The following is a 17,436-nucleotide window of genomic DNA, read 5'->3' on the forward strand; positions in this document are numbered from 1 at the left end:
GAGCTCAATGTCGATGGAATCGACGTTGAAGCGCCCGCAATGTCGATGAATCCAGCATCGAGGGCCTCCGAACGTCAGCTCCGGCAGAATCCCCGACGGGGAGCTTTCGCGGCGAACCGCATGGCATAATATGGCGCAGCTGACTCGCAGGTGTACGCGTTTTCAGTGATGAGTCGGGTGCGCGATGCAGTTCACGTGAATCTCGACAGCGGGAGCCGGATCGTTAGTGTCGACGAAATGGACACTAACCCCGTGGTCAATGTCGAATTGAGTGGCATTCAGCACGCGACGATGTCGGTTTGGTCGGCATTGACCGCCTGCGAGACCGGAATCTCAGGAACCGCAGATTCGTTTCCGCGTCTGTGAGCGGCGGGCGAATGGGCGACGGGCGGGATGTTGCCCTCCGCGATGCCAAGGCAATGCTCCATGCACAGAGTAGAGGACTTCAACGATTCGGCGCCTGGGCTTACTCGGGACAGAATCCTCGAGACTGGCCCTAAGAAGGTACTCGGAGCTGCAGCAATGAGGGCAGCTCTTCGAGAAGACGTTGAGTTCGATGTGGTGAACGCAGAAGGCATACCCCTCGTCGGCGAGGCTATGGACGGCAATGAATCGGACAAGATCTGGAACAGGCGAGCAATTGAGGAGCTGGTCGAACAGTTCATAAGCGCCTCAATGAGCCAGTGCATGTGGCTGATGGCGCTCGGACTCTTTCGGAATCAAAGCTGTTCCCGGACAAGATGTTCCGCGCCCTGGGAGTGTCGCCGTCCGTCTATGTTACGGCCCCACGGAGCGTTCGATTTCCTTGAAAAACGAGCGGTTGAACGCCCAAGGATGCTGAATACGGGATACAGACAAGCGGCAGAATCAGAACCCTGCTTGCCCATGACTACTTGCCATGACCCGCACGATGGCGACCGCACCGTGACCTCTTGCCATTAGGGAATCTCGTCAAGCAGAGTGTCAACCCGCTTATGAGCCTCCTTTCACCGCATTGACATCCTTCTGCACTGTTCACCGTTCCTAGTCAATCTGTGTCTTGCAGATGGTTGACGATGTACTGGATGATATGCTGATTATTCAGTATGATGTCATCAGGCGATCTGAAAGGAGGGGTTACAGTGGCATCACGGATTGGGGAGTTGGTCCGGCGCGAACGGGAAAAGAGGGGTTGGAGTCAGCGCAGGCTCGCCGAGGTATCCGGCCTGGACAATACGAACGTATCCAAAATCGAAACGAGTAATCGCAGACGACCAACGGCAACAGCCCTTGAGAAGCTGTCTGGGGCCTTGAACATACCGCTTGCAGCAGGCGTTTGTCGTTAGCATGCAACGGTCCGTGCCTGTCGCACCAACCTTGCCTTCCTATCGGGGACAAAGTCAGTTTCCCGGAGGTTTTGGGGTTCTTGTGACCTGAGCGGTTCCGGGTCCGAAGCTGAGAACTCGCCTTGTGCTATGATGTATGCAGATGCACAGGGGGGACGCCGATGCACAGGATCATGATAGTCGAAGACGATGACAAGATTGCCGACATCCTCTCGAGCTATCTAGAGAGGCATGGTTACGAGCCCGTCAGGCCGTCAAGCTTCCGCGACATCAAATCGGAGTTCCTTGCCATCTGCCCCTGCCTAGTGCTCCTAGACATCAACCTTCCTTATATGGACGGCTTCTACTGGTGCCGGCAGATACGTACCGTATCGAACGCGCCGGTGATCTTCATCTCCGCCCGCTCAGGCGACATGGATCAAGTCCTCGCTCTCGATAACGGCGGCGACGACTATATCACCAAACCACTCTCCATTGATGTCGTGATAGCCAAGGTTCGCGCCGCGCTCAGGCGAGCTTACGGCGAATACTCCGCTCAGGCCGAGTCCGACCCAGATGTATACGAAATCGAAGGACTCTATCTGTATCGCGGCAAGAGCGTGGTGGAGTGGCAAGGTGCGCAGGTGTTCCTAACGCCCAAAGAGTTCCGATTGCTGGACCTGCTGGCGCGCCGATTGGGGCAAATCGTTCCCCGCGACCGCCTACTCGAAGCCCTCTGGGACGATGTGGAGTTCGTAGACGACAACACCCTCACTGTGAACGTCACGCGAGTGAGGCACAAGCTCCAGACGATTGGCGTGACTGACGCCATCGGAACCATCCGCGGCAAGGGATACAAACTCGCACCTGCATGGAACGCTGGGCATTATAGCCCCGGCCGATGCGAGGGCGGGAACGAGGGATCCGTATGAGTATCCTCGATTACCTGGGGAGCCGAGCCACATTCATCATCTTCCACCTGCTCGCAGGGGCGCTGGGCATCGCCGTCATCCAGTTGGACCTGCTTCGGACAGGCGAACGCGGGCTCACCCCCGGTTCGGCAGCGTACATCGTGGTGCTCCACACAGCAGCGCTCATCGTCGCTCTGGCCATCGACTACTCTCGGCAGCACGCATTCTTCCGCCGCGCCCGGGCGATCGCAGCCGGGCCCGACCCCCTGGCCCACGTGCCATCCCTCCCTATCGCCAGCACCGCCGAACAGCGTGTCCTATCACAGCTGGCAAATGCAGCCTACACGTCCCACACCGCAGAGATCCTGAGGCGCGAGGAGCAGTCGCAGATGCACATCGATTTCACTAACCGATGGGTCCACGCCATGAAGACCCCGGTCTCAGTTATAGACCTCCTCGTCCAGCAGTCGAGGGAGGTCTGGTCTGTGGATGAAGCCCTGACGCTTCTCGACAGCATTCAGGAGGAGAATGAGAAGATCGCCCACGCCCTCGAAACGATGCTGGGCATGGCCCGGCAGGAGCGGTTCTCCCTGGACCTCCTGCCCGAGCAGGTAGACCTGACTGAAGTCGCGCGCAACGTGGTGAACAAGCACAGAAAGGAATTCATCAGGTACTCCATCTACCCGGTTGTCGAGTGCCATGCCCCCAACTCCATCGTGGAGACAGACGAAAAGTGGATCACATTCGTCGTCGATCAGCTCGTGTCAAATGCGATTAAGTACACTCGGGTAAACCGGCATGTAGCTGCGATTGACGATTGCGTCCCCGAAAGCGGCAGGCGAGTTCAAATTCTGATCGATGAGCCCCCGATCGATGCTCGTGCCCGGATCGCCATGCTCCCGCCGGCTGTGACGCTGACAGTTCGTGATCACGGCATCGGAATCCCCGCGCAGGATCTTCCGAGGATCTTCGACCCCTTCTTCACCGGCGAAAATGGGCGCGTCGTGCCCGAGTCAACCGGCATGGGCCTCTTCCTAGTCCGAAGGATATGCGCCGATCTCGGCCACACCGTCACCGCCCAGTCCCAGCCGGGGCAGGGCGCCGCCATGAGCGTCACATTCTCCACAACCTCCGTCACACACGGCATAACCGCGACTGTGTAGCCGCAGCCGTGCAATCCCAACCTTGCGACAATGTAAGGCTGCACCGGCCTTCTCGTAAGCCTGCCAAATGGAGACATTCGAGCCAGCCCTGTATACTCATAATCGAAACCTCAACATGCAACACGCAAGGAGGGACTCTGAAGATGGCGGTCCTCACCGCACACGCTCTCACGAAGGTATACGGCTCGCCCAAGGGCGCGGCGACCACTCGTGCCCTGAACGGTCTGAGCATGGAGGTAGACGCGGGCGAGTTCGTCGGGGTCATGGGACCATCCGGAAGCGGCAAGACGACTCTGCTCAACGTGCTGGCGACCATCGATGCGCCCACGTCCGGGACTGTAGAGGTGAACGGCACATCCCCCGGGAAGCTTCGCGGCGATCAGCTGGCGCTCTTCCGCCGCCGCCAGCTCGGATTCGTGTTCCAGGACTTCAACCTACTCAATACGCTTTCGGTTCGCGAGAACATCGCGCTCCCGCTGGCTCTGGATAACGTGCGCGCCGACGACATCGACCGCCGGGTTGAACAGGTCGCAGTCCGCCTGGGCATCAGCCACATACTGGACAAGCGCACCTACGAGATATCCGGCGGTGAACAGCAGCGTGCGGCTATCGGACGGGCCATAGTTCCAAGGCCCGCGATCTTGCTCGCCGACGAGCCCACCGGCAATCTCGACTCCAAGTCGTCTCACGGGGTCATGCAGGCCTTCCGGGACCTCAACGAAAAGGACGGCGCCACGATCCTGGTGGTCACGCATGACCCGTTCGTGGCGAGTTTCTGCCGGAGGATCGTGTTCATCAAAGACGGCAAGGTTTTCTCGGAACTCAGGCGGGGCGCCGACGGTCGCCAGGCCTTCTTCCAGAAGGTTCTGGACTCTTTGAGCGTACTGGGAGGTGAGTTCAATGACGTTGCTGCGTCTCGCGTATAGGAACGTTCGGGAGAACCGGCGCACCTACTTCGGCTTCCTCGCCAGCAGCGTCTTCGCCGTCGTGGTGTTCTACCTCTTTGCTGCATTTCGGGCCCTGCCGGCGGTGGTCGAAGGCCACTATCCCGGCGCCCGTAGCGTTGCCTCCGGACTTCAAGTATGCCAGTATCTGATCATAGCGTTCTCAATCTTCTTCACCCTCTATTCGAATTCCGCGTTTGTGAAGTCGCGCAAGCGGGAACTGGGCGTGCTCGCTCTGCTGGGCGCACAACGCCGGCAGTTGAGCCTGCTTCTGTTCGGCGAGAGCATAATCGTGGGGATCACGTCCATAGCAGCCGGGCTCGGCTTAGGCGGATTGTTCGTCAGGCTATTCGTGATGGCGATCGATAGGATCCTGATGTCCCCCGAGCCGCTCCCGTTTGTGATCCAATTTGGCCCGATATTGACCACAACCTTCACCTACCTGGCATTGTTCGTCGTGATCAGCGCGCTCAATATCGTCTCGATCAACACGAGCCAGGTCATACAGCTCGTAAAGGCCCCCGCCAAGCCAAAGACACCGCCCGTCTACTCCCGGCGCCTCGTGGCGCTTGGCATCGCATTCCTAGCATCAGGATACGCCGTGGCATGGACAGTCTCGGAAGTAGGGGTAGTTGTGGCCTTCCTGCCGGTAACAGCCATTGTGTGCGTTGGGACTCATATCCTCTTCACACAGGCCAGCGTGGCCGTGCTCCGCCGTCTCCAGCGGCGCAAGTCAGTCTACTACAAGCAGACCAACCTGCTCACCATTTCCGACTTGGTCTTCAAGATGAAGGACAACGCGCGCATCCTCGCGCAAGTGGCCATCTTAAGCGCAGTGGTGCTAACCGCTTCAGGGGTGATCTACACTCTCGGCACGGGCCCGGCGGAGGATGCGAAAAATCGCTACGCTAGAGCCGTCTCGTTCGTTCTGCCGGCTACTCACGACTCAGTGCGCATTGCCCAACACTTCAGAGACCGCCTGGTCGCGGCCGGAGCGGTGATCACAGACTCGGCGATCATGTCGGCAATACAGGTTGAAGTTCCCGACATATCCAAGAAGGCCCCAGGGCTCATCGTGCCGGCGGACGACTACAACCGATGGGCGCGCGAGACGGGAATGCTTGAGGCCCATCTGAACTATGGGCATGTCGTGCGCATACTCCGGAACCCGGAAAGCCGCACGCGCCCCGATGACGCGGGGCAGATTGTCCACGCCATAGCAGGGGCAACCGACCTGGCGTTCGTAACAGACGGGGCAATTTCGGCGCCGCTCGTCAGCGGAATGGGAGATGCGGCATTCCTCCTGGTGTGCGACAACGGCCGGTTTGCCGAGCTCATGCGGGATCTGCCCGCAAAATGCCAGGAAACCTGGTTCAGCTGCGAACTGTCCAATTGGAAACGAGCCAGGAAGGCGGAACAGGCCGCAATGGAAGCGTTCCCGCAGGGATATCCAATGGCATACGCGTCCCGCGTCAAGGAATACTCGCAGATGATGGCATCACTCAACATGCTAATGCTCGTCGCGATGTTCGTGGCGTTCCTCTTCTTCCTGGCGGCAGGGTCGATGCTGTACTTCAGGTTCTTCCTAGAGATCCAAGAAGACCAGGCAAGGTACGTCGCCCTCCGTCGGATCGGCCTCTCGTGGCGAGAAATCCGTGGAATCGTGACCCGGGAGATGGCCGTGCTGTTCTTCGCTCCCTGGGTCGTCGCGTTCGTGCACCAGATGGTCGCGCTGCGTTCGTTCTCGACCGTTACGCCGATGATGCCCATAGAAGTCTGGAAGTATGGCGCGGCCGCCGCCGGGATCTTCCTTGCCCTGCAGACAGTCTATTTCCTGCTCGCGCGGGGCGCCTACCTCCAGGAACTGGCCCCGGCTGTGAAGTAAGTAGGTGAGGCCCATGTTTCATTGCCAATAGTCGGGCTGGGCTACAATGGCCAGATGCCGACCGTTCTGGTAGAATAGTGGTTACAGCTATCTGCTTCATCGCCTCGTCGCTGAACAAGCAGTCCTGGGCTCCGAGGCTGATCCTCGTCGGAGGAGGCTGAATGGTGGACGAGACCATATTTCCAATAGCCAGGTTTCTTCTTACGCGCGACATGCTCGAAAACGGCACGATCCCGCTGGATGGCGAAGTGGCCCAAGCCCTGTCCCGCAAGCCCAAGGTGATCCGGATGGGGATCGCCACGCCTAACAGCGAGCCCGTACCGGCCATCGCCCACTGGTCGGAACGCGTCATACGTTGTCCAAAGCTCAAATCGCTCATCGGGGATACGACACTCTTCGCCGCTGGTGAGGAATGGTTCCTGCTGTGCGCAGTTCGCAACGTCTCCGGCATATTCGTGATTGTCCTGGCGCGTGAAGCGTGGATATGGTGGAACGAACTTGAGGAAAGAAGCACGTCGAGATCTGGCGGACGCGCTGACTTCCGGGATTCGTCCACCGCTCGGCATTCAAGAAGCAGCACGAGAGTGGGAAAAGCCGCGGCGCCGCGGCGCGCCCCTGCGCCATCGTCCGGGCAGCCGTCAGGGCCCGAGCCGGCGTCAGCACCCGAGTCGCATCCAGCCTCGACCGAGCCGGCGTCAGCGCCCGAGTCGCCTTACGAACCGGCGTCAGCATCCGATCCGGCGCCGCCCGACTTCGATGCAGAAGCCTGGAAATTGGTGGACACGCGGCTAATCTCGTCACCCGGCTCGCCTATCACGCTAGACAACCCGTCGGTGAAGGCGCTTGTCGCGCTGCTTGAATCCGGCGCGTTTGATACGATCGCTCAGTCGCGAGTGCATGGCAAATCGCTGCAACTCTCCATGAGCCCTGGCTTCGACCAGCTCCTGTCGCTGGACGCCGTTCGAGGAATCGTACCCTTTGAGTACCAGGTGGGCGTGGTCTGCCAGGTGCTGCAGAGGATGCGCGGGCGAGCAATCCTGGCCGACGAAGTCGGTCTGGGCAAGACCATCGAGGCCGGACTCATCCTGATGGAGTATATAATGCGCGGACTGGTACGGCGTGTGCTGGTGTTGTGTCCTCCGCCTCTGATCTCCCAGTGGCGCGGCGAACTCGAGTCCAAGTTTGGTCTGGGTTTCGTAGCATCCGACGACCCAGCGTTCGTCTCACAGCCTGATCCGTGGGCGTCAGAAGATCGGATCATCGCGTCCATCGATACCGCTAAGCGTGAGCCGCACTTCTCACGAATCGTCTCTACGCCATTTGACATGATCATCGTAGACGAGGCGCACCGCTGCAGGAACAAGAACACGCTGACGTGGAAACTCGTCAATAGCGTCCAGAAAAAGTACATACTGCTCCTGACGGCAACGCCCGTGCAGAACGACCTCTCCGAGCTGTTCAACATGATAACCCTGGTCCGTCCAGGCCAGCTCGAAACGGCGTCCGAGTTCTCCCGCAATTACATCACTCGCGGCGACAGGCTGAAACCCAGGAACGCGGCAGACCTCAGAGACCTCATGCGCGACATCATGATACGCAACAGGCGCGAGACGTGTGGGGTAGAACTGCCGCGAAGGCGCGCAGAGACGGTCCGAATCGCCCCGGACCCAGACGAAGCCAGTCTCTACGCCCGCATCACCGACGAAGTCCGCGGCCTATTCAGGGGCATGCATTCGTCCCAAGCCCACGAGCAACTGCGCCTGGCGCTCAAGACGCTCCAGAAGGAGGCCGGCTCCAGCATGCTGGCTGCAGCGCCCACACTCGACCGGCTGGCCGACACACTCAGATCCCGCGGCCGGGCCGAGGCGGCCGAGCACCTTGAGGACCTGGCAGATGTCGGAGTATCCATGCGCTCCTCGGCCAAGGCCGAGGCCCTGATCTCGCTGATCAAGCAGGCCCACACGAAGGTGCTGGTGTTCACCGGCTACCGGGCCACACTGGGTATGCTCGCCCGCGCGATGCGAGACAATGGCATATCGCACGCGGTCTTCTCGGGCGATATGTCTAGGCGTGAGCGCGACCGCGCCATAGAGGCCTTCCGTGGCGAAAGCCAGGTCCTGCTATCGACGGAAACTGGCGGCGAAGGCCGCAACATGCAGTTCTGCAACGTGATGGTCAACTACGACCTCCCGTGGAACCCAATGCGGATCGAGCAGCGCATAGGACGCATTCACAGGATAGGCCAGGAGAAAGAGGTCTACGTGTTCAACCTGTCAGTCGATGGAACGCTTGAGTCACACATCTTGGACGTTCTGGACGCCAAGATCAACATGTTCGAGCTGGTCATAGGCGAACTCGACATGATCCTCGGCAATATCCAGGACGAAGAGGACTTCGAGGACACGGTGATGGACATCTGGGCTGGCGCCGCATCCGAAGCTGAGGCGGCAGACGGCATGCGTGCGCTGGGCGACCGCCTGGCTCAGGCCAAGGCGGAATACCAGAAGACCCGGGACTACGAAGACAGGCTTTTCGGAACTGACCTGGGTACAGAACAGGAGCCGTAGAACGTCGGCGCCGCATAGATCTTCGGACGCGGAGTAATTGGGGTTTGGGTGGTGCGAGAACGCAATGGCAGCTGAACCCGTGACTACCGATCTCAAAGCTTACCTCATAGATCTGGCCGCAGCCGCCGGCGGCGTCGCTGACGCGGTAGATGACGATGTACTTGATCTCGCCCTGCCGGAAGGTGCGGCAACGCGCGCCGGTCTTCCCGAGTTCTTCACCGTAGCGCTCAGCCGCGACGCCGCAGACGAGACACAGGGCGCCGAATACGTAACGTATGGAAGCGCGATCCTCGACAAGCTGGTCGGAATGGGGCTCGACACCGGTCGCGCGCTTCGCCTCCGCGCAGCCTTGCCGCCAACCTCGATGAGGGTGCCCCCCAACCTGATGCAGTGGATACAGGACAGTGTCGTGTTTGAGAAATGCCGCCGCCCGGCCCTGGAGTCGACCGCCGTTGAACACCACCAACAGGTGGTGTTCAACTTCGTCCTCTCGTACGTGTCCGACGAGAAGCTCACCGATGACGTAATGATAGCAGTGGACCGCCACACGCTGGGCGACGACACCGGCCTTCTAGACGGCCAAACCAAAGTGTACTTCGCCGATGCAGGCACGGGGCGCGCCGACAACGCCGATGCTGCCGATTCCCAAGAGCTGTCGTGCCCGCAGGTGATCGTTCATCCATATTCCGAAGCAGCCACGGTGGCAGAGGGAATTCTGGCGGAGAGCGCGCTCCCTCAGTACATTAGCTATCAACGTCAGGCTGCGCTCTACTGCCGGCAAGAACTGGCTAAACTGCTCCGCTACTACCATGAGACCATCGAACAGCTGAAATCGCGGGAGGAAACAACGACGGACGGGGACCGCCGTGAGCGCCTCGCCGCAAAGATCCAGGCTACGCTGGCCGAGAAGGAACGCCGCTCCATGGACCTCATCGAAAGATACCACGTGTACGCCTCCGCCCGCCTCGACAGCGCTGCCGTGCGGATCATGCCCAAGGTCAGAGCGCGCCTGCAAGTGCAACATATGCGCGAAACCCTGCACCAAGACGTCTTCTACAACTTGGCCTCAAGCAGCGTAGAGCCCATCGCCTGCCCCATCTGCCACGCTAGAAGCGCAGTCGTGTTCCCCGCATCCGCCATGGCCGACGCCCCCGAGCATCTCGAGGGCCAGTTCGTATGCCCAAAGCATGTGGTCTAGGCTGAAGGGATTGATCAGCGCCGCGAGCCAGAGTGTCCAGAACCGCATCAGCGTCGGCGTCGGGACGAGTGGCCTTCGCCACACCGCAATACTGTCATAGCTGTATTATGGCATTGATATGCATTTGCCGCTGACGAAGCTGTTACTGCAATCCGGGCTGAAATGCCCAAGAGGTGCATGTGCCAATCCGCAGGCGAAGGGAATTCAGTTCAGTTCGCGAATAATCTGATTGAAGCCCAGCGTCCGCATTGGGTGAGCGGCATTCTAGCTGGGCCAATGGAGTGGAAAGATGCCTCGTTTCATCGGGAAGCCCGCCAGAGTTGAGTGTTCCGCGGGAGGAACTACGCCGACAGCATTCTCGTGGGACGAGACGGTCATCAGAGTGGTGGAGATCCTGGCCGAATGGCAGGACTTCGGTTTCGGCGGCGCCCACCCGTCCGCGAGAACCTGGAGAACCAGGCGCCACCGCAATTACTACAGAGTCCTTTGCCATGATGGGCGTACATATGAGTTATACCTCGACAGGGGCAGCGGACAACGCGAATGGCATGTGTACAGGCAAGTGGATTGAGTGCAGTCGCCAAACAGGCTTTCGTTGCCCTCTGGCCATGCCGTCCCGGGACCTACCAACAGTCATTATGCAGCAGCTACACAGTCGTATCAAGCGTCTCAGGCAGGCCTGCAAGCAGCGGAATGCGAATAACTGCATCAATTCCGACGGCAAACAGGAACACATACTGCGGGCCGAGGTGATCCCATATGAGACCGGACACGAAGGCCAGGGCGGCGCCGATGAGCATCTTGAAGAACCGCAGAATCGCCAGCCAGTCACTCATCCTCTCAGAAGGCGCAAGCTCGAAGGCCATGGCTTGCGTGACGACGAGTGTCATAGAGAACGCTCCCTGAAGCACGCCTGCAAGTATCAACAGACCTGGGCGCGAAGACCAGACAAGCAGCAAGTTGCTGGCCCAGAAGACAGGGGCAAGCGCATAGAGAACCTTCTTCCGTCCCTTCCTATCAGCCAACCTGCCCAGGGGAATGCCAAGCACCAGACCGATCACTGCAGCGGCAGTCACCATCGCTCCCAGCACGTACTGGTCGGCCATCTTCATCTCGCGCGCAAACACCTGAGTAAACGGAAGCACCATCCCAGTGGGCAGGTTGGCCAGACAGCATACGGCCACAAAGCGCCACAGATCAGGCCGCTCCCCCAACAGCGAAAGCGGATTGAGGCGAACTCGGAAGGCCTTCCTCTGCTCGGCCTGGTTCGCATGGCCAGAGCTGTATTCTGGCTGCGATAGCCGGGTGGATACGAGAAACAGCGATACGAGCGAAAGAGCTGAAGCAATCAAGAATATGGGCCTGATTCCCTGTGCGCTGACCCCGCCAAACCGGGTGACAAGCATCGCTCCGATTACCGGCCCGGCAAACCCCATCACCCCCTGCGCAAGACTCTCACAGCAGCCCATGGCAGTTGCCCGATCCTTGTTCAGAAGCGAACTCCCGCAGACGATTCCGCAGCTGTGGCTGGATGCAGTCGATCCACACCACCAGATCATGGCGCCCATGAGGGCCACAACCCAATTATTGGCCAACCCTGTAACCAGATACGAGAGGCCCGCTAAAGCCACACCGATCACGTACACTCGCTTTGTCCCGATCAAGTTGGCGGCAGTCGCGGACGCGAGCCCGAGCACAGCGCCGGCAGCCATGCCGGCGCTGTTGACCACACCCAGTTGCGTCCCTGTAGCCCCGAGAAGCGCTATGTACACACTGAGATACGGGAAAATCATCTGATAAAGCAGTCTATCTATAGACGCTCTGCACGCTGAGACTTTCCAATCGTGGGGTTGCCTCGATAAGAAGCGAATTGCCTGCGACAACGCGTTGGCCATTGACCTGCCCACATCCATTTCCGTCCGAACCCTGCGACTGCCAACCCCACTGACGCAGTCTGCAAGCCCTGCTAAGAGCATGGGACTGCCTCAGTCCAAATCTACATTCGAAGAAGTCGGCACCATGAATCCTATCACAGAATTCGACGCGTCAGCCCCGTCTCCAGGGACAAAATCGCCTGCCGATTGCCGTCGCAGGCGCGGGCCAATGCTGTTAAGCCAAGCTGAGTGGCTGAAAACGTCTCCAGAAAGCGAAAGCTGATGATTCCTGACTCGGCCAACCTATTGAGTCGCGGCATGAGGACAGGTGTCGCAAATATGAGCAGCATGCCTACTGCCTGCACCTTTATGTATCCAAACCTGAACGCCATGGGCGGATAGATTCCAAAAGCCGGGCAACTACTTAGCAGAAATACGTGCTCTGAGCTCAAGAATTCGACCGAGATCTCCTTCTGGTCGTTCTATTCGATTGCAAACGATTCGAAGCAGAGCTCGAAGGCAAGATGGTGGTTGTGGTCAAAGTCCAGAGGGGCGCCGCCTGCCCGTACTACCTTGCTGGAAAAGGCATCAGGCCCGAGGGCGTCTATGTGAGGCAGGGTGCGTCTACCGTTCCGGCGACCGAGAGCGCGATCTTGAAAATGATTAAGGAGACAGGCGGCGACAATTGCGAGACTACTCGTTCGCTCAAGCAGAAGCTGACTTTTGCTAGCGCGGAGAAAGCATTCAAGGAAGAGAACATTAAATTCGGCGCGGAACAGAAGAGAACCCTCGGCATCATCGGGGAGGACGGTGCGTTTTCGAACCTTGGCCTGTTGCTTTCCGACCAATGCATACACACCGTAAAGGTTGCCGTTTTTGAAGGCAGCGGCAAAACAGTCTTTAGGGACAGAGCGGAGTTCTCGGGTTCGCTGCTAAAGCAGCTCAATGATGTCTATGAGTACATCAATCGGTACAACCGAACAAGAGCCGAGTTTTCGGGATTGAAGCGTATTGATATGCGTGATTATCCGCCGGAGGCTGTACGCGAGGCGCTGCAAAACGCGATTGTTCACCGTGACTACTCATACAGCGACAGCGTCCTCATCAGCATTCTTGATGACCGCATCGAATTTGTCTCGCTCGGCGGGCTTCCGAAAGGCATAGCGTACAGCGACTTGATGCTGGGCGTTTCCGTCCTGCGCAATAATCGACTTGCTGATGTGTTCTATCGTCTGCACTTGATAGAGGCGTTCGGCACAGGAATGCCGAAAATCATGGAATGCTATCATGGGCAAGAGGCACAGCCGGCTATCGAGATCTCAGACAACGCCTTCAAGATAACGCTGCCCAACACGAATTTCCGGCGCGAGGTTTCCGTTGAGGATGACAGCCTTTCAGATACTGAGCGCAAAGTCATGGGCTATTTGATAGGACGCGATAGCGCTTCAAGGAAAGAGATAGAAACGGCTATGGGACTCTCGCAGAGCCGGACCATCCGTGTGCTTAATGCTCTTGCCGACAGACAACTGGTCTCTATACGCGGCAGCGGCAAAAACACAACATGTGCTGTTGTGAGTAGGTAGGACCCACCTCAGCACAGGCCGCCGCATGCCTGCAGCTTGTCTCGTGTGTTGGGGCACTGATCCTGATTGAGGGCAAGATCGCCGGAAAGGTTCATGTCGCGCCGGGCTTGGTCTTGAGCATGATCTCGTGGGTTTTCTTTGGTTCCCCGATGGCCAAGCGGGATAGAATAGCCTTTTGAGCTGGGGTTATCTCTGTGCGTTGGACAACTCGGCCATGTCTTCAGGGTGACGATCAGCGAGAAGCCTAGCCAGCGTAGCACGTATGCCGAGCTTCTCCCAAAGCTGCTCAAGCACCCAGGCGCCGCCCAGAGCCCTATCGGAGTTGACTGTTGCTGATCCAATATCGAACCAGACTTGCCCGTTTTCGCCCATCCGCAATCAGAGGATCCGAGCTACACAGCTTTTGGACTGTCGCTTATGCCTCATCGTTGCCGCGAGGCTTGTGATTAGGTGGTCGCGCAGCGTCAGGCAGAGGATATTGCATCCTGCCAAGCTCGGAGGTTTCTTCCACAGAGACTTCTAAAACCGAATGCCGAACAGACCGCCATCCTCAGTTGCATCAGTGAGAGTCACGGGCAGCACATGTTCGCGCACATCAAAGCCTTCTACGGTCTCCTTGAAGGCATCGTCTTCATTCAAAGTAACGATGTACTGGAAGCCAAGCTCTTCGGCGGTTTCGGCCCCCGCCTTCAGGGCACTGATAATCTGTCGCCCGTCCACCCCGTCGAAGAGATGGCTGTCATGTATCAGGAACCCAGGTCCAATGGCGCGTTTGGCGCACAAGCGCATGAGCATCATATCAAAACAGAATATCTGCATGTTCTTGATGCCCTTGCTGCGCGAACCCTGCATCTGAATGCCAAATACAGGACCGTTCGGAGTCGTGTCTACCTGCATGCTTCCAGCCGACTCGTAAAGCCGCCCGGATGTCTCCTCAAAGGCGAGGATCGCATCAGCAAGGCGTTGCCCTTCCTCAGAGAAATCCCGTCGCAGGCGCAGGGTCAGACGATTCCGTTCAATCTCCAGCTCGTTTTGGGCGCCCTCGAGCTGCTCCGCAGCCTCGAATCGCTGTCGAAGAGATTCAGCATCCGCTTCAGCTCTGCCCACTTCGCCTTGCAGCCAGGAGAACTGCTCCAATGCGCCATGGCTGCGAAGGATGACCATAATCTCCGATCTGCGCTGGTCCAGCTTCGCCTTCTGCTGCTCTCGGGACTCCAAGCGCTGCTTGGCTGAGGAGAGCTCGCCGGAAAGGTAGTCTCGACGATTGCGGATCACCGATTCATGGAAACTGCGGACTTCGTCGTAACGCCTGACAGCTGTGCCTGGGAGAACGATGCCGGCCTCAGCATATGTCGATTCTAGATCAGCCAAAGAGGGCGGAGCTTCCACATGTAACGCAATCTCCAAGTCGCGAATCATGGCGATGTCGATCGTGTTGTCATTGGCAAGCTTGTTCAAGTCTCGCGTGATCTCATCTGCTTCTGTTTCCAGTTCCCGATATTGCGGCAGCACCCGGAACGATCCCATCTGCGATTTGAGTTTGCCCAAACGCGCTTCGGCCACGGTGAGCTGCGTTCGCAGATCAGACGCTTTGCCGATCACGCTACCGAAAGCCCCGGCGCCTGCCGCCTTTTTCAGTTCTGCCAAGGTCTTTTCGCGATCCCGCACCTGTTGCCAGTCGCTCGCTATCTTCCAGTCAAGACCCAACAGAAACATGAGCGCCACTTGATAATCTCCGACCTGCTGCATCGTCGCCTGTTTTTCAGGCGTGGTGAAAGCGCCACTGATCTGTCGCCGAACGAAGTAGGCAAAGAGCGACCGAAAAGTGGGGGCGCGTCCCGCAGCGTCCTGTCCAGCATTCAAGCCAAACACACTCTCTCCAAGTGCCTCAACCCACTCTTTGATGGTGATTCTGCATATGTCCCCCGCGAAGCCAGAGCCCGATACCTGAAGCTTCGACTTAGCACTGCCGCTGCGCTCCACTGACACCCTCTCGCCTCCGAGATCGAACTCCATGCCGAAGGACTCGTTGACCAGAGCCTCCGTACGAAAAGGCGAATCCTTCCCGGCATCTGCACCGGTGAGAAAATGCACAATCTCGATCAGACTTGTCTTGCCCGCCCTGTTACGCGTCTGTTTACTGGTCGCTCCCTGTTCTTTCTGGGCGATGAGTATATTCAGGCCAGGGCGAAAGTCCAGGCATTTGAAGGTCGGGAGGGTGCTGTAGATTCGCTGAATCATGGTTTCTTCCTCCTAAGAAGGCCTTCATCCAGTTGAACGGCGCCCATGAGAAACAGAAGATCCAGAGCCAGAATAAACTGGTCGAACTTCAAGGGCGTGGCTGAATGCTGTGCCTCTTCACCTCGGCGATGCAGCTCTTCCCAAACAGCCGAAACAGTCTTTGGTTGACCTAAGTGCTGCAAAATGCCGACCCCTACGGTGAGAAGAGCACGGTCCTGTGAAAGGTGCTTGGAAGGAAGAATCATGACTCGTCCCCCCGTGCTTCCTCGAAAATGTCGCAGCTCTCGAAGTAGTAAGCCATCACGGCAAGCACAGCCAGCTGGTGTTCAGGAGTGCCTTGATCATCGCCCCCAACCCAAACCTGCAGCTCGGCGAAGATCTCATTGGGCGAGAATCTGCCGCGCAACGACTCATACTTGGTCCGAAACGACTGCGCGATCCGCTCTCCGAGGGTCGCGTCATGCCACCGGCTGTAGAATTCGTCCACCAATGGCGCTTTTGCCATGCCGGCCTTCAACAGAGCCGCAACGCTTTCCGATAGGGCATTAGCTTTGATTTTGCCCATCGGAACGTCCCTCACCGGTTGCACGAATGGGACAGCCTGCTCCCCGATTCTCTCGAGAACCACCTGTATGTCCCTGAATCCCAGCCTGGCCCGTGCTTCATCGGTTGGCGCAAATCCGAACCATAACTGGAGATCGTCAGTTGAAAGACGTCGAAAAACCAGGCGGAGCTCCTCCAGTCCCCATGTTTCCAGCTTGATTCCAGTATTGGCTTTCTCCAATTCCAATATTAGCTTCTGCACATGCGGAGGCAATCCATCTGTTCCATTGTGGACGAATACCCATTCATCGAAGTACACACCCCAATGAATTCTCGCTCCTTCGAAATCCTCGCGGATCTTGGGAATGGCCACGGACTCCTTCATCTCGTTGGGCGCGTACACCTGAAACAATCGTCGTTCAGACCTGAGGAACCCATCATTCTTGCGGTCTCCCCGGTTGCCCCACGGACGGCAGGCCATGAAGTCCGCCTTGTAGGCGAAGCCCATCAGTCTCTCAAAGAAATCCTGAAACGCGTCTCCCCTTGCCCGAAGAAAGGCGATCTCAAACTTATGCTCGTAGAAGGCTTGTTGAAGGTTCATATTCGAGAGCCCCCGTTCGGCTTGTGCTCGCCTGAGGCACTGGTGGTTGCTTCTTCCCCAATTGGTGATTGTCCTTTGCGCCGCGCAGGATTGGCCTCCAGCATGAGGATTCTGTGGCAATCTCGATAAACCTTCCCAATTTCCAAAGGTTTTCGTGGTAAACTGCAGGACCGCGGGTCATCGGTCAATAGGTGATGGCAAGAAAGCGATACCAGGCCTTGCGAGCCGCAGTCGTTACGCGCACCGTTGCCCGGCCGATTTGGATTAACACCGCCCAACCGCCATGCTATGCGCTCAGCTCCCTCGGTCGCTCGAGGACATGGATCTGGCGATCACAAACTCCAGCTTCGCCATGGAAGCCAAACTGGTACCTACAAGGGATGCGTTCCTTATCGAGGACAGCGATTTTCCCTATGCCAACGTGCTTGCCGTCAGTAATGTCGACAAGGACAACCCTGCATTGAGAGAGCTCGCCCGGGCGCTCACGTCGAAAGAGGCAGCGGAGTTCATCGCGAAGGAATATCGAGGATCAGTGGCGCCGGCATTCGACCTCAACTTCTAGACCTGCGGTTTCTCGTTCTGCGCGACAAAGGGCTGGGCCGATCGGCCCAGCCTTCTGTGT

The 17,436-nt window shown here is 58.2% G+C and carries 16 protein-coding genes; 11 read left to right on the forward strand and 5 right to left on the reverse strand.

Annotated features, from left to right (window positions below; translation table 11 throughout):
- Positions 1-408 precede the first annotated feature (408 nt).
- The 9 genes from VB144_10225 to VB144_10265 all read left to right on the forward strand — a co-directional run bounded on the left by VB144_10225 (position 409) and on the right by VB144_10265 (position 10,543).
- Positions 409-942 (forward strand): hypothetical protein, encoded by a 534-nt coding sequence (locus VB144_10225; GenBank protein MEA4884008.1) that lies wholly within the window; start codon positions 409-411, stop codon positions 940-942.
- A 179-nt stretch (positions 943-1,121) separates the two neighbouring features.
- Positions 1,122-1,325, forward strand: coding sequence for a helix-turn-helix transcriptional regulator (locus tag VB144_10230; protein ID MEA4884009.1), 204 nt, complete (start codon positions 1,122-1,124; stop codon positions 1,323-1,325).
- 161 nt (positions 1,326-1,486) lie between these two features.
- A complete protein-coding gene (locus VB144_10235) occupies positions 1,487-2,236 on the forward strand; it encodes a response regulator transcription factor (protein MEA4884010.1) in 750 nt (249 codons plus the stop codon).
- Positions 2,233-3,378, forward strand: coding sequence for a sensor histidine kinase (locus VB144_10240; GenBank protein MEA4884011.1), 1,146 nt, complete (start codon positions 2,233-2,235; stop codon positions 3,376-3,378). The genes VB144_10235 and VB144_10240 overlap by 4 nt, the downstream gene beginning before the upstream one ends.
- Before the next feature lie 143 nt (positions 3,379-3,521).
- Positions 3,522-4,304, forward strand: a complete 783-nt coding sequence (locus VB144_10245) for an ABC transporter ATP-binding protein (GenBank protein MEA4884012.1) — start codon at positions 3,522-3,524, stop codon at positions 4,302-4,304.
- Positions 4,279-6,207, forward strand: a complete 1,929-nt coding sequence (locus VB144_10250) for an ABC transporter permease (protein ID MEA4884013.1) — start codon at positions 4,279-4,281, stop codon at positions 6,205-6,207. The genes VB144_10245 and VB144_10250 overlap by 26 nt, the downstream gene beginning before the upstream one ends.
- A 164-nt stretch (positions 6,208-6,371) precedes the next feature.
- Positions 6,372-8,774 (forward strand): SNF2-related protein, encoded by a 2,403-nt coding sequence (locus VB144_10255; GenBank protein MEA4884014.1) that lies wholly within the window; start codon positions 6,372-6,374, stop codon positions 8,772-8,774.
- A 64-nt stretch (positions 8,775-8,838) separates the two neighbouring features.
- On the forward strand, positions 8,839-9,972 hold the full coding sequence (locus VB144_10260; protein MEA4884015.1) for a hypothetical protein: 1,134 nt from the start codon (positions 8,839-8,841) through the stop codon (positions 9,970-9,972).
- Positions 9,973-10,261: 289 nt separating this feature from the next.
- Positions 10,262-10,543 (forward strand): DUF6504 family protein, encoded by a 282-nt coding sequence (locus VB144_10265; protein MEA4884016.1) that lies wholly within the window; start codon positions 10,262-10,264, stop codon positions 10,541-10,543.
- A gap of 76 nt (positions 10,544-10,619) precedes the next feature.
- On the opposite strand, the gene VB144_10270 is transcribed toward VB144_10265, so the two are convergent.
- Complete coding sequence (locus VB144_10270; protein ID MEA4884017.1) at positions 10,620-11,948, reverse strand: MFS transporter; 1,329 nt, start codon at positions 11,946-11,948, stop codon at positions 10,620-10,622.
- Between the two features lie 422 nt (positions 11,949-12,370).
- On the opposite strand from VB144_10270, the gene VB144_10275 reads away from it, so the two are divergent.
- Positions 12,371-13,429: an ATP-binding protein gene (locus tag VB144_10275; GenBank protein ID MEA4884018.1), complete on the forward strand. Its 1,059-nt coding sequence runs from the start codon at positions 12,371-12,373 to the stop codon at positions 13,427-13,429.
- Positions 13,430-13,615: 186 nt separating this feature from the next.
- On the opposite strand, the gene VB144_10280 is transcribed toward VB144_10275, so the two are convergent.
- From VB144_10280 to VB144_10295, 4 genes are all read right to left on the reverse strand, one after another.
- Positions 13,616-13,801, reverse strand: a complete 186-nt coding sequence (locus VB144_10280; GenBank protein MEA4884019.1) for a hypothetical protein — start codon at positions 13,799-13,801, stop codon at positions 13,616-13,618.
- A gap of 147 nt (positions 13,802-13,948) precedes the next feature.
- A complete protein-coding gene (locus tag VB144_10285) occupies positions 13,949-15,670 on the reverse strand; it encodes an ABC-three component system protein (GenBank protein ID MEA4884020.1) in 1,722 nt (573 codons plus the stop codon).
- Positions 15,667-15,915 (reverse strand): ABC-three component system middle component 6, encoded by a 249-nt coding sequence (locus tag VB144_10290; GenBank protein MEA4884021.1) that lies wholly within the window; start codon positions 15,913-15,915, stop codon positions 15,667-15,669. The genes VB144_10285 and VB144_10290 overlap by 4 nt, the downstream gene beginning before the upstream one ends.
- Positions 15,912-16,814 carry an ABC-three component system protein gene (locus tag VB144_10295; GenBank protein MEA4884022.1) on the reverse strand — a complete coding sequence of 301 codons (903 nt, stop codon included), beginning with the start codon at positions 16,812-16,814 and terminating at the stop codon, positions 15,912-15,914. The genes VB144_10290 and VB144_10295 overlap by 4 nt, the downstream gene beginning before the upstream one ends.
- A 283-nt stretch (positions 16,815-17,097) precedes the next feature.
- Here VB144_10295 and VB144_10300 point away from each other — a divergent pair, with 283 nt between their 5' ends.
- Positions 17,098-17,376 (forward strand): MetQ/NlpA family ABC transporter substrate-binding protein, encoded by a 279-nt coding sequence (locus VB144_10300; GenBank protein ID MEA4884023.1) that lies wholly within the window; start codon positions 17,098-17,100, stop codon positions 17,374-17,376.
- Positions 17,377-17,436 lie beyond the last annotated feature (60 nt).

It is taken from the genome of Clostridia bacterium (assembly GCA_034926675.1).
GTDB lineage: Bacteria > Bacillota > DTU025 > DTU025 > DTU025 > JAYFQW01.